At 72.9% G+C, this 12,885-nt stretch carries 11 protein-coding genes; 5 read left to right on the plus strand and 6 right to left on the minus strand.

Annotated elements, in window-relative coordinates; translation table 11 throughout:
* Nucleotides 1-25: 25 nt before the first annotated feature.
* Together ABZ478_RS30785 and ABZ478_RS30790 are read right to left on the minus strand one after the other, a co-directional pair.
* Nucleotides 26-253, minus strand: coding sequence for a hypothetical protein (locus ABZ478_RS30785; RefSeq protein WP_351668166.1), 228 nt, complete (start codon nucleotides 251-253; stop codon nucleotides 26-28).
* A gap of 243 nt (nucleotides 254-496) precedes the next feature.
* Nucleotides 497-1,153 (minus strand): helix-turn-helix transcriptional regulator, encoded by a 657-nt coding sequence (locus tag ABZ478_RS30790; protein ID WP_359554320.1) that lies wholly within the window; start codon nucleotides 1,151-1,153, stop codon nucleotides 497-499.
* Between the two features lie 242 nt (nucleotides 1,154-1,395).
* Here ABZ478_RS30790 and ABZ478_RS30795 point away from each other — a divergent pair, with 242 nt between their 5' ends.
* From ABZ478_RS30795 to ABZ478_RS30810, 4 genes are all read left to right on the plus strand, one after another.
* Nucleotides 1,396-2,067 (plus strand): hypothetical protein, encoded by a 672-nt coding sequence (locus ABZ478_RS30795; RefSeq protein ID WP_359554323.1) that lies wholly within the window; start codon nucleotides 1,396-1,398, stop codon nucleotides 2,065-2,067.
* Between the two features lie 325 nt (nucleotides 2,068-2,392).
* Complete coding sequence (locus tag ABZ478_RS30800; protein WP_359554326.1) at nucleotides 2,393-4,570, plus strand: discoidin domain-containing protein; 2,178 nt, start codon at nucleotides 2,393-2,395, stop codon at nucleotides 4,568-4,570.
* Nucleotides 4,571-4,771: 201 nt separating this feature from the next.
* Entirely contained in the window at nucleotides 4,772-6,820 is a 2,049-nt protein-coding gene (locus ABZ478_RS30805; protein ID WP_359554328.1) for a phosphocholine-specific phospholipase C, read from the plus strand.
* A gap of 66 nt (nucleotides 6,821-6,886) precedes the next feature.
* Nucleotides 6,887-7,735, plus strand: coding sequence for a phospholipid scramblase-related protein (locus ABZ478_RS30810; RefSeq protein WP_359554331.1), 849 nt, complete (start codon nucleotides 6,887-6,889; stop codon nucleotides 7,733-7,735).
* A 92-nt stretch (nucleotides 7,736-7,827) separates the two neighbouring features.
* Here the strand turns inward: ABZ478_RS30810 and ABZ478_RS30815 are convergent, their stop codons facing one another.
* Both ABZ478_RS30815 and ABZ478_RS30820 read right to left on the minus strand, forming a co-directional pair.
* The gene (locus ABZ478_RS30815; RefSeq protein WP_359554334.1) at nucleotides 7,828-8,793 is read right to left on the minus strand and encodes a hypothetical protein; all 966 of its coding nucleotides are present in this window, start codon (nucleotides 8,791-8,793) and stop codon (nucleotides 7,828-7,830) included.
* Nucleotides 8,790-9,590 (minus strand): phosphatase PAP2 family protein, encoded by an 801-nt coding sequence (locus tag ABZ478_RS30820; RefSeq protein WP_359554336.1) that lies wholly within the window; start codon nucleotides 9,588-9,590, stop codon nucleotides 8,790-8,792. The genes ABZ478_RS30815 and ABZ478_RS30820 overlap by 4 nt, the downstream gene beginning before the upstream one ends.
* 223 nt (nucleotides 9,591-9,813) lie before the next feature.
* Here ABZ478_RS30820 and ABZ478_RS30825 point away from each other — a divergent pair, with 223 nt between their 5' ends.
* Nucleotides 9,814-10,458, plus strand: a complete 645-nt coding sequence (locus ABZ478_RS30825) for a TetR/AcrR family transcriptional regulator C-terminal ligand-binding domain-containing protein (RefSeq protein WP_359554339.1) — start codon at nucleotides 9,814-9,816, stop codon at nucleotides 10,456-10,458.
* Between the two features lie 118 nt (nucleotides 10,459-10,576).
* On the opposite strand, the gene ABZ478_RS30830 is transcribed toward ABZ478_RS30825, so the two are convergent.
* Entirely contained in the window at nucleotides 10,577-11,614 is a 1,038-nt protein-coding gene (locus tag ABZ478_RS30830; protein WP_359554341.1) for a DUF2510 domain-containing protein, read from the minus strand.
* A 118-nt stretch (nucleotides 11,615-11,732) separates the two neighbouring features.
* Complete coding sequence (locus ABZ478_RS30835; protein WP_359554343.1) at nucleotides 11,733-12,884, minus strand: anhydro-N-acetylmuramic acid kinase; 1,152 nt, start codon at nucleotides 12,882-12,884, stop codon at nucleotides 11,733-11,735.
* Nucleotide 12,885: the final 1 nt, after the last annotated feature.

The raw sequence follows: 12,885 nt of genomic DNA on the forward strand, positions 1-12,885 counted from the left end.
CGGAACGGCCACCCGGGACCGGATCTCACTCCTGCGGGCACCAGTGGGACAGCAGCCCGAAGAACTCCTCCTCGTTGCCCGCGAGCCCGGCCCGCGCCAGCGCCCCGTCCGCCTCGGCGAGCACGGCGGGCGGCACCAGGACGGGCCGGGGGCCGTCCGGCGGCCCGTCGAAGGCCGCGCGCACGGTGTGCAGAAGCCGCAGATAGGCCTGGACGGCGGTGCGCTCACGGTCGGTCAGTACAGCGGTGGTCATCGGTCGGCTCTCCCCGGTTCGGCGTCACGGATCACGCGCGCTGCGGCGCCGTGCGCCGCGTCGTACGGCGCACCACTCCAGCTTGCCGCCCACCACTGACAACGCGGCGCGAGCGGACCCGGGTTCGCCCGCTCAGCGGACGCGATACCCCCCCGCGGACATGGCACTTGGCGGTCGCGGAGGTGCCGGCGGACGCGCGCGGGACCGGTGGGCCGGCCACGTCCGCGCGATCCGGGGGACTGTCTACGCCTCGGGCCGCTGGACGCTCTCCAGGAGCATGTCGAGCCACTCGGCGACCTTGTCCCGGTGCTGGTCGGTGGGCAGTTGCGCGGCGCGCCAGGCGATCCCGCGGACCCCGTGGTCCTGCAGCAGCCGCTCCAGCGGGTCCTCCGCGAGTTCGGCGGCGGCCCGCTCCCGGTCGGCGAGCCTCTGCAGCAGGTCCTGCTCGGTGCGCTGCAGGGCACCCGCCAGCGCCTCGGCGTCCTCCGCGGTGAGGAAGCCGGCGTGCACCCGGAAGAACCGCTGGAGCGCGTCACAGTGCTCCATGGTCGGCCGCCGGTCGCCGTTGATCAGCGCGCCCGCCTGCTGCCGGGACATGCCCGCGCCGTCCGCGATCTCCTGCTGGGTGTACTTGCGGCCGTGCGGCTTCAGCCGGGTGCGGCGCAGCAGGTCCAGGCGCTGCAGGAAACGTGCCTGGACGTCCGGTTCGCCCGCGGGGCGGCCGCTGAGCAGGGCTTTGACCACCGGCTCCGGAACGCCGCAGGCGACCGAGAGCCGCCCCACGTCGAAGACCTCGGTGTGCGGCACGCCGAGCCGGTCGGCGAGCGCGGTGACGCGGGCGGCGACGGCCGACAGCTGTGCGGTCTCGGTGGCGCCCGGATCCTCGTAGCCATCCGTCACCGACAGAACTCCTACGTCTCTCGAAGGCCTCAGGTGCGTTCCGCGCATGTCGCGAGCGGGTGTTGTGAACTTCCCGGAGAGTAGCGGGTGCTTCGAACCCGCATCCAGGTCTCGCCACAACTGTGGCGAATTTCAGCCGTCGACCGGCATGAAATGCCACGATAGTTGACACGGCTCTTGTCCGGGCAGCAGGATCGCATCGCCGCGCGAAGGCCGGCAGAGGCAAGAGGGGTGACCTCCCGATGGCACATCAGGCAGGAGGGCAGTGGCCGGCGCCGCGACCCGTCCCCGAGGGCCGCGAGGTCCAGGCGTACCTCCAGGACTACGCCGCGCTGGTGGAGGCCGTCCCCTTCCCGTCCCTGGTCGTCGACCACCGCTGGAACGTCCTGCTGGCCAACGGCGCCTACGGGAACCTGTTCGGCGGCGTGCGTCCGCACCCGACCGCCATGCCCGGCGACAACTTCCTGCGTTTCGTGCTGTTCCACCCCGAAGCCGGCGGCATCCTCGGTGAGCACGAGCAGGGCTGGTGCCTCCCGATGCTCGCCCATCTGAAGGCCGCGATGGACCGCTCGGGCCACGACCACGAACTCCAGGCCATCCGCCGGGACATCGGTCAGGACCCGATCATGGAGGCCGCCTACCGGCAGGGCCTGCCGCACTGGATCCGCGCCGTCGGCGAGGCCGCGACCCGGATCGACGGCGCCGTACGCCTGCTGCACCACCCCGACCCGCGCAGGGGTCCCACCGAGTGCCGGATCGTCGACGAGACGCCTCGCACGCTGGAGGAGATCGGCTGCACCCGTCTGACGATGGTGCTGCGCGACACCCGCCGCCCGGCCGGCGCCGCGCGCCGTCAGCGCCGGACGCGCGGCGCCGGAACGCATCTGACGGTCGTTCCGGCCCCCATGGACTGACCCGGTTCCGTCGGCGTTCAGGTCGCCGACGGGACCGGGCCAGGAAGCTCCGCGGTCCCCCTCACGCCAACGCGCCCGAGGCGCTCCGTACGCAAGCCACGCAATCCGTTTGCGTGGCTTGCGCTGTTCTTGCGGCAACACGCATGCGAAGCCCCCCTTCTCGGACCTTCTCCTGCTTGCCGTTTCGACTATCCATGTTGCTGTCAAAGAATTACATGTTCTGCGCGACATCTTGTGGACGAATGTCGTCGGTGCTTGAGTGTGCGGCGCCCCGCAGGCGCACTCTCCTGCTGTCCCCCGACCCCCACCACGAAGGGACCGGCACATGTACCGCACCACCGCCGCACATGTCAGGCGCATGCCAGCGATCGGGGCGGCCGTCGCCCTCGCCGCCGGCATGCTCGTCACCCTGGCGCCCGCCGCGCACGCCGCCTCCGGCGCCACGCTCCCCTTCACCTCCGTCGAGGCGGAGTCGGCGAGCACCACCGGCACGAGAATCGGCCCCGACCACACCCAGGGCAGCCTCGCCTCGGAGGCCTCCGGCCGGCAGGCAGTACGGCTCGCCGCGGGACAGCGCGTGGAGTTCACCGTGCCGCGCGCCGCCAACGCGGTGAACGTCGCCTACAGCGTCCCGGAGGGCCGGTCCGGCTCGCTGAACGTCTACGTCAACGGCACCAGGCTCGCCCGGACGCTCCCGGTCACCGCCAAGTACTCCTACGTCGACACCGGCTGGATCACGGGTTCCAGGACCCACCACTTCTACGACAACGCCCGGATGCTGCTGGGCCGGGACGTCCAGGCCGGCGACAGGATCGCCTTCGAGGCGGCCGGCACCCAGGTCACCGTGGACGTCGCCGACTTCGAGCAGGTCGCGGCGGCCGCCGCCCAGCCCGCCGGCTCGGTGTCCGTCGTCTCCAAGGGTGCCGACCCCGGTGGGAGCGGCGACTCCACCCAGGCCTTCCGCGACGCCATCGCCGCGGCCCGGGGCGGGGTGGTGTGGATCCCGCCGGGCGACTACCGGCTCACCTCCTCCCTCAACGGGGTGCAGAACGTCACCCTGCGGGGCGCGGGCAGCTGGCACTCGGTCGTGCACACCTCCCGCTTCATCGACCAGACCGGCTCCTCGGGCGGTGTCCACATCAAGGACTTCGCGGTCGTCGGCGAGGTCACCGAGCGCGTCGACTCCAGCCCGGACAACTTCGTCAACGGCTCCCTCGGCCCGGACTCGTCCGTCTCCGGCATGTGGCTCCAGCACCTCAAGGTCGGGCTGTGGCTGACCGGCAACAACGACAACCTGGTGGTGGAGAACAACCGCGTCCTCGACACCACCGCCGACGGCCTCAACCTCAACGGCAGCGCCAAGGGCGTCCGGGTCCGCAACAACTTCCTGCGCAACCAGGGCGACGACGCCCTCGCCATGTGGTCGCTGAACTCCCCGGACACCGGCTCCAGCTTCGAGAACAACACCATCTCGCAGCCCAACCTCGCCAACGGCATCGCCATCTACGGCGGCACCGACCTCACGGTGCGCGGCAACCTGATCTCCGACACCAACGCCCTGGGCAGCGGCATCGCGATCTCCAACCAGGAGTTCCTCGACCCCTTCTCCCCGCTGGCCGGCACCATCACGGTCGACGGCAACACCCTGGTGCGCACCGGCGCGCTGAACCCGAACTGGAACCACCCGATGGGCGCGCTGCGGGTCGACTCCTACGACAGCGCGATCGACGCGACGGTGAACATCACCGACACCACGATCACCGACAGCCCGTACAGCGCCTTCGAGTTCGTCTCCGGCGGCGGACAGGGCCGGCAGGTGCGGGGCGTCAACGTGACCGGTGCGACCGTGCGCAACACCGGCACGGTCGTGGTCCAGGCCGAGACGCCGGGCGCGGCATCCTTCCGCGACGTCACCGCCACCCAGGTCGGTTCCGCCGGCGTCTACAACTGCCCGTACCCGGCGAGCTCCGGTGCCTTCACACTCACCGACGGCGGCGGCAACTCCGGCTGGGCCGGCACCTGGGCGGACTGCTCCACCTGGCCCCAGCCCGGCCAGGGCAACCCCGCCCCCGACCCGAACCGCAACCTCGCCAAGGGCCGTCCGGCGACCGCGACGGGCTCGCAGGACGTCTACACGCCCGGCAAGGCTGTAGACGGCGACCCGGGCACCTACTGGGAGTCGGCCGACAACGCCTTCCCGCAGGCCCTGACGGTCGACCTCGGCTCCTCCAGCGCGGTGCGCCGCGTGGTGCTGAAGCTGCCCCCGTCCGCCGCCTGGGGCGCCCGCACCCAGACCGTCACGGTGCTCGGCAGCACCGACGGCTCCGCCTACTCCACGGTCGTCGGCGCGCAGGGTTACCGCTTCGACCCGGCCACCGGCAACACGGCCACCGTCTCGCTGCCGAGCGGTACGAACCTGCGCTACCTCCGGCTCTCCGTCAGCGCCAACACCGGCTGGCCGGCCGGGCAGTTCAGCGAGGTGGAGGCGTACCTCGCGAACTGATCCCCGTGCCCGGAGACGCCCTTGAGGCGCTTCCGGAGCCGCCGGCCGCCCGCCGCGGCCGGCGGCACCCGGCGGACCGCCGGGTTTCACACGGGTGCCATCAGATACTTCCCTGACGTTTGCTGCTCTTGGAACACTCGCTTCGCGCAGCTTCCGTCATCTGACGGCAGCTTCTACGTCAGGATGAGAGGACGTTCACCCATGTCCGAGGTCAACCGGCGCCGCTTCCTGCAACTCGCGGGCGCCACGACGGCGTTCACCGCGCTGTCCGGCAGCATCCAGCGGGCGGCCGCACTGCCCGCCCACCACCGCACGGGTTCGGTCCGGGACGTCGAGCACATCGTCGTCCTGATGCAGGAGAACCGCTCGTTCGACCACTACTTCGGCAAGCTCAGAGGTGTCCGGGGCTTCGGCGACCCCCGCCCGGTCACCCAGAACGGCAGGTCCGTCTGGAAGCAGTCCGACGGCACGAAGGACATCCTCCCCTTCCACCCGGACGCGGACGACCTGGGCCTCGCGTTCATCCAGGACCTCCCGCACGGCTGGAACGACGGCCACACCGCGTTCGCCGGCGGCAAGTACGACATGTGGGTGCCCGCCAAGTCCCCGACGACGATGGCCTACCTGACGCGCGACGACATCCCGTTCCACTACGCGCTCGCCGACGCCTTCACCGTCTGCGACGCCTACCACTGCTCGTTCATCGGCTCCACCGACCCCAACCGCTACTACATGTGGACGGGGTACACCGGTAACGACGGCAAGGGCGGCGGCCCGGTCCTCGGCAACGACGAGGCGGGCTACGGCTGGACGACGTACCCCGAGCGCCTGGAGCGGGCCGGGGTCTCCTGGCGGATCTACCAGGACGTCGGCGACGGGCTGGACGCGCACGGCGGCTGGGGCTGGATCGAAGACGCCTACCGCGGCAACTACGGCGACAACTCCCTGCTCTACTTCAACCAGTACCGGAGCGCCGAACCCGGCAGTCCGCTCTACGACAAGGCACGCACCGGCACCGACGCGCGCAAGGGCGAGGGCTTCTTCGACCGGCTCCGCGCCGACGTCACCACCGGGAAGCTGCCGCAGGTCTCCTGGATCGTCGCCCCCGAGGCCTTCACCGAGCACCCCAACTGGCCCGCCAACTACGGCGCCTGGTACGTCTCCCAGGTGCTGGACGCGCTGACCGCCGACCCGGAGGTATGGGCGAAGACGGCGCTGTTCATCACCTACGACGAGAACGACGGCTTCTTCGACCATGTGATCCCGCCCTTCCCGCCGGCCTCCGCCGACCGGGGCCGGTCGACCGTGGACCCCGCACCCGACCTGTTCAAGGGCGACGCCGGCCACGCCGCGGGCCCCTACGGACTCGGCCAGCGGGTGCCGATGCTGGTCGTCTCCCCCTGGAGCAAGGGCGGTTACGTCTGCTCCGAGACCCTCGACCACACCTCGATCATCCGGTTCATCGAGAACCGCTTCGGCGTCCAGGAGCCGAACATCTCGCCCTGGCGCCGCGCCATATGCGGCGACCTGACCTCCGCCTTCGACTTCTCCCGCAAGGACACCGCGCCGGTGGCGCTGCCGTCCACGGCCGGTTACCGGCCGCCGGACCACGACCGCCACCCCGACTACGTGCCCAGCCCGCCCGCCACACCCGCGCTGCCCCGGCAGGAGCGCGGCAGCCGCCCCACCCGTCCGCTCAGGTACGCCCCGGCGGTCGACGGTTCGGCGGACACGGCGGCCGGCAGGTTCACCCTCGCCTTCGCCTCCGGCGCGCACGCGGGAGCCGCGTTCCTCGTCACCTCGGGCAACCGCGGCGACGGCCCCTGGACGTACACCACCGAGGCCGGCAAGACGCTCTCCGACACCTGGAACTCGGCGTACTCGGGCGGCTCCTACGACCTCGCCGTGCACGGCCCGAACGGCTTCTGGCGCCTGTTCAGGGGCCGCAACGGCACGGCCGGGCCGGAGGTCACGGCCCGGCACACCGGCGACGACGTGGAGCTCACCTTCACCAACCGGGGCTCCGGCACGGCACGGCTGAAGCTCGTCAACGGCTACGGCGGCGACCCGGTGACGGTGACCGTGCGGGCCGGAGCCACCGTACGGCGGACCGTCCGGCTCGCGTCCAGCCGGCGCTGGTACGACCTCACGGTCACCACGGACGCCGACCCGGCGTTCCTGCGCGGCTTCGCCGGTCATGTCGAGAACGGGCGACCCGGCGTCAGCGATCCGGCCATCGTCACGGAGTGAGCGGGCGATGAACACCGCTCCGGGCGGACTGGTCAGGTACCGGTCATATCAGGGTAGTGTGCCCCGGTGACCACGCAATCGAACACGCCTGCAGGCTGGTACCCCGATCCGCACGGGGCGGCCCAGACGCTCCGCTACTGGGACGGCACCCAGTGGACCGAGCACACCAATCCGGCGCAGCAGGGCGCCGGTCAGGCTCCGCCGGCCGCTCCGCAGCAGCCTGCCGCCCACATCCCGCAGCAGCAGGCCGGCGACGCCAAGGTGCAGCGCCAGGTGCAGAAGCAGGCGGGCGTCGCGGCCGGCGGTCCCGGCGGCGGCACTCTCTTCACCGAGCCGGTCCTGGTGGTGAACCAGAAGGCCAAGCTGATCGAGCTGACCAACGAGTACAAGGTCATGGACCAGAGCGGCCGTGAGATCGGCGCGGTCACCGAGGTCGGCCAGAGCGCGCTGAAGAAGATCCTGCGCTTCGTGTCCAGCCTCGACCAGTTCATGACGCACAAGCTGGAGATCCGCGACGCCTACGGCCAGCCGCAGCTCGTGCTGACCCGGCCCGCGAAGTTCTTCAAGTCCCGGGTCATCGTGACGCGCCCGGACGGCTCGCCGGTCGGCGAGATCGTCCAGAAGAACATGATCGGCAAGATCAACTTCGCGATGAACGCGAACGGCCAGCAGGTCGGCGCGATCAAGGCGGAGAACTGGCGGGCCTGGAACTTCGCCATCGTCGACCACGCGGACAACGAGGTCGCCCGGATCACCAAGACCTGGGAAGGCCTCGCCAAGACGCTGTTCACGACCGCGGACAACTACGTCCTGCAGATCCACTACCAGCTGCCCGAGCCGCTGCTGAGCCTCGTCGTGGCGACGGCCCTGACCGTCGACACCGCCCTCAAGCAGGACTCGCGGGGCTGGGGCTGACCGGTCACGCCGGGCCACGGCCCGACGGAGCGAACGGCGGTGGCCGGTGCGCGCGGCAGGACCCGCGGGCACCGGCCGCCGCCGTTCGCCGTTCAGAGCGCGGTGAGATGTCCCGGCTGCTCCGGCTGCCGGGGGACCAGCGCCGGTTCCGCCGCCGCCGTGCCCGGCTCCAGGGCCAGGACCGCCGCGACCGGGTGATCGTCGTCGTGCCCGTCCGGCCCGCCGGCTCCGCCGGGTGCCGGCGTCGCCCGGGTCAGCAGGAGGACGCCCCGGGCGGCGAGCCCGGCCCCGGCCAGCGCCAGCAGCACCCCGCCGGTTCCGCCCCGCGGGCCCTGCCCGAGCAGGGTCAGCCCGATGACCGCGGCGGCCACCGGATTGGCCAGGGTGACCATGGCAAGCGGAGCGCCGAGACCACCGCGGTAAGCCGTCTGGGACAGCAGCAGGCCGCCGGTGGAGAACGCGGCCACGAGGACGGCGACCACGACCACCTCGAGCCCCGGGCCGGACCCGGAGTGGTCCGTGGCCGCCACCGTCACCGTCTGGGTGAGGGCCGAGGCGACCCCCGAGGCGAAGCCCGAGGCGGTGGCGTGCCGCAGGCCCGGCCGGGCGCCGGGCCGGGAGAGCAGACCGATCAGCGTGGCGGTGGTACCGGCGACCGCCAGCGCCTCGGGCAGGCTCAGTATCCGTTCGGGCGCCGGTCCCGAGGCGCTGACCAGCACCGCCGCGAGCCCCAGCAGCGTGAGCGCGGTGCCGCGCCACTCCACCGCGCTCACCCCCCGCCCGGCGGCCCGCGCCCCGAGCGGCACGGCCGCGACCAGGGTGAGCGCCCCGAGCGGCTGGACGACCGTCAGCGGCCCGTACTTGAGGGCGACCACGTGCAGCAGCGCGGCGCCCGCGTTCAGGCCGACCGCCGACCACCACGCGCCGGTGCCGAGCAGTCGCACCAGACCCGTGCCGGGGCCGCGGGAGGCGAGCCGTTCCTGGGCCACGGCGGCGGCCGCGTAGGCGACGGCGGAGATCAGCGACAGCCCGAGGGCGAGCAGGGTGGCGGCGCTCATCGGACTGCTCCCGCCAGGACCGGCCCGCGCTGGGCGGGCAGCCGCGGGGCGCCCCCGGCCGTACCGGACGGGTGACGGGGCGCGCGGACGACCGCCAGCGCGGCGCCGAGCATGACGGCCGCCGCCAGCGCGTCGACCCAGTAGTGGTTGGCCGTGCCCACGATCACCAGCAGGGTGACCAGCGGATGCAGCAGCCACAGCGGGCGCAGGCGCGAGCGGGTGGCCGCCATCAGGCCCACCGCCACCATCAGCGCCCAGCCGAAGTGCAGTGAGGGCATCGCCGCGAACTGGTTGGAGAGGTGGTCGTCGGCCGGCGGTCCGTAGACCGAGGGGCCGTACATCCGGGCGGTGTCCAGCAGGCCGGTGCCGGTCAGCATCCGCGGTGGGGCCAGCGGGAACGTGAACGGCAGCACCAGGGCGGCCGCGGTCACCGCCGCCAGCACCCGCCGCGCCCAGACGTAGTGGGCGGGGCGCCTGACGTACAGCCAGACCAGGAACGCCAGCGTGGCCGGGAAGTGGACGGTCGCGTAGTAGGTGTTCGCCAGGTGGACGAGGAGGTCGCCGTGCAGCAGTGCGGACTGCACGGAGGTCTCGTCGGGCAGGCGCACGGCCCGTTCGAGGTCCCAGACGCGATGGGCGTTGCGGAAGGCGTCCGCGGTGTGGCCGACGGCCAGCCGCCGCCCGAGCTTGTAGACGAGGAAGAGTCCCGCGACGAGCAGGAGCTCGCGCGCGAGCGGCGGTCGCGCGGTCGCTGTCGCGTCCGGCTCCGCTGCTGCAGGCTCGGTTCGGGCGTTCATCCCCCGGCCCCTTCGCTGACGGTCGTGCGGGTGGTGGTGCGGGCCGGGCCCCGCGTTCCGGGCCCGGATTTCAGCGATACGTCTCCGTACCGATACGCCAGTGTACCGATACGCTCAAGTACCGGTACACTGGCGTATCGATTGAGGTGCGACACACTGGAGACCCGGGCACGTCCCGGAACCCCGGGCCACGTCCCGGAACAGAGTTGAGGAGAGGCAACGCATGACGTCGCAGGCCGAAGACGGACCGGACACGGCCGCCGCCTCGCGCCGCTCCAAGCTCACGCCCGAGCGTGAGCGGGAGTTCTTCGACGCCGTGCTGGAGCAGATCCGGGAGTGCGGCTACGACTCCGTGACCATGGAGGGTGTCGCCCACAGCACCCGGTGCAGCAAGTCCACGCTCTACCGGCAGTGGAAGACCAAACCCCAGTTCGTCGCGGCCGCGCTGCGGGCCAACCGCAAGGTGCGCTTCGCCGGCATCGACACCGGTTCGCTCGCCGAGGACCTGTGCCTGGCCGCGCGGGCCGCGGGCGACTGGTCCAACAAGGACACCCGGCTGATGCAGGCGCTGGGCCACGCGGTCACGGGCGACCACGAACTGGCGCAGGCGCTGCGCGAGGCCCTGGTCCTGCCCGAGATCGCCGAGCTGCAGGAGATGCTGGCGCGGGGCGTCGCGCGCGGCGAGGTGCCCGCCGGCCATCCCGCGCTGGAGTACGTCCCGGCCATGATGTTCGGCGTGCTGCGCGTCCGGCCGGTGCTGAGCGGCCAGTACGCCGACGCCGACTACCTCGTCCGCTTCGTGGAGGCCACCGTGCTGCCCGCGCTCGGACTGACACCAGACCCAGGCCGCCGTTCACGAGATGACTGAACGGTGACCTGACCGCGCCGCACCGTGGGGACGGGGGCGGCGCGCACCCCCCGGCCGGGTGGGACTCCCCTTGAGCGGAGGGGCGCCCCACCCGGCCGGCCACTTTCCCCGGGCGTCCTCAGACGTCCTGGCCGCTCCCGCCGCCCGACGAGACCTTGATGCCCTTGAGGATCTCGTCGATGACCGACACGTCCTGGCCGACGTCCACGCCGAAGCGCACCACCACCATCCGCTTGGCGTCGTTGGGCGAGGGGAAGGCCACCGACTCGACGTAACCGTCGGCGCCCTTGCTGGTGACCGCCTTCCAGCGCACCGCGTAGCCCTTCTGCCCGGCCACCGTCACCGCCTTGGCCGACAGCACCTCGTGCGAGGTGATGCCGCCGTAGGTGGTGCCGCCGTAGGACTGCTTGGCGTTGGCCGCGACGTCCGCCCTGGCGACCTCCTCGGCGGTGCCGCCCTTCGTCCTGAGGGTGGAGGCGGGCGCGGTGTAGGCGCCGCCCGCGGTGCAGGACTTCGCGCTGCTGCCGGGGCACTTGTAGGTGTCGCCGGAGGTCACCTGGGCGCCGACGCCGATCGACTCCCCGACCCAGCCCTTCGGCACCGGCAGGCTGATGCCGTTCACCGGATCTGGCACGCTGCCGCCGCCCTGGACCTTGGGCGCCTCGGAGCCCCTTGGCGCGGGCGACTCGCCCGACCCGCCGTCACCGCCGGAGCCCCCCGGTCCGCCGTCGCCGCCGGAACCGTCCGGGCCGCCGGTTCGGCCGTCCTGCCCCTGCCGCGAACCCGCGCGCTCGGAGCCACCGCCACCGTCGTCCTTGGCGAGGGCGTACACCCCGACCCCGATGCACACCAGGACCGCTGCCGCGGCCCCCACGGCTATGCCCGTGCGCAGCCCGCGCCGGGGCGCGGCCGTGGGCTGGGCCGGATACGGCGAGTACGCCGGATACCCCGGCTGCGCCCCGTACGGCTGGTACGCCGGGGGAACCGGCTGCGCGCCGCCCGCCGGCTGCTGCGCCGGCGGACCCCACACGGCGGCCGTCCCGGCGGGGCGGGTCTGGTCCGTCCAGGCCTTGCCGTCCCACCAGCGTTCGGTGGGCGGACCGTCATTCGTCTGCCCGGGGTCGGGGTACCACCCGGGAGGAGTCACCTGCGTCATGCCCCCACCGTATGAGGCATCGGTGAAAGCGGGATGAGAGGATCCGCCGCCAACTTCGCGCACCAGGACATTTCTCCGGAGATTTCCTCGTCCGGCCCCGGCTGCGGCCCGGCCGCCGTCACCGGGCCACCACCAGCCGCACCGGCCCGCGTCCCGCCGCCGGCGGCAGCCGCAGGCCGTCCCGACCCGGTGTCACCGAGCCCAGCACGCTCGGGTGGTGGGCGCCGGTGCTGCGCGGATCGGTGCCGGCCAGGCCGTGCGCGGTGAGGAAACCGAGCACGGCGAAGGCGTACGCCTCCTTCGCGGGGGCGGGCAGGCCCAGCTCGTCGGAGCCGCGCACCGCGACGCCGGGGAGCCGGTCCCGCAGCGCGGACATGAGCACCGGGTTGCGGGTGCCCCCGCCCGAGGCCACCACCTCACCGGCCCCGACGCGGCGCACCGCGTCCGCCACCGTCCGGGCCGTCAGCCAGGTGAGCGTGGCCAGCGCGTCCTCGGCGGCCAGCGCGTCCACCCCGGCCGACCGCAGATACCCGGCGTGGAACAGCTCCTTGCCGGTCGTCTTGGGCGGTTCGAGCGCGTAGTACGGCTCGGCCAGCAGCCGGTCCAGCAGCGCCCCGTCCGGCCGGCCCCGCGCGGCCAGCGCGCCGTCGGTGTCGCAGGCCAGCCGCCCGCCGCTGAAGTGCCGGGCCGCCGCGTCGAGCAGCGCGCAGCCCGGCCCGGTGTCGAACGCCGTGCCGTCGGGCGCGGTCAGATTGGCGATGCCGCCGATGTTCAGCGCCACGGGCCTGCCCGGCCTGCCTCGCAGCCACAGCAGGTCGACCAGGCTCACCAGGGGCGCGCCCTGCCCCCCGGCGGCCACGTCCCTGGCGCGGAAGTCGGCGACCACCGGCAGCCCGGTCGCCTCCGCGATCCACGCGGGCTGCCCCAGCTGGAGCGTGCCGTGCACCCGGCCCCCGTCCACCCAGTGGTGGACGGTCTGCCCGTGCGAGGCCACCAGTTCGCCGCGGCCGGCGCAGAGTTCACGGTCGGCGCGGACCGCCGCCGCGGCGAACGCCTGCCCGATCCGGGTGTCGAGCCGGCACACCTCGGCGAGCGGGACGGCGGACGGCGGCAGCGCCGCCGCGAGCGCGGCACGCAGTTCCCCGTCGTACGGCGCGCTCACCATTCCCAGTGGCTCCAGCATCAGCGTGTCGCCGTCCAGGCGCAGATCCGCCGCCGCCGCGTCCACGGCGTCGTACGACGTCCCCGACATCAGCCCGATCACCCGCACC

The sequence above is a fragment of the Streptomyces sp. NPDC005706 genome (assembly GCF_040631045.1).
Taxonomy (GTDB): Bacteria; Actinomycetota; Actinomycetes; order Streptomycetales; family Streptomycetaceae; genus Streptomyces.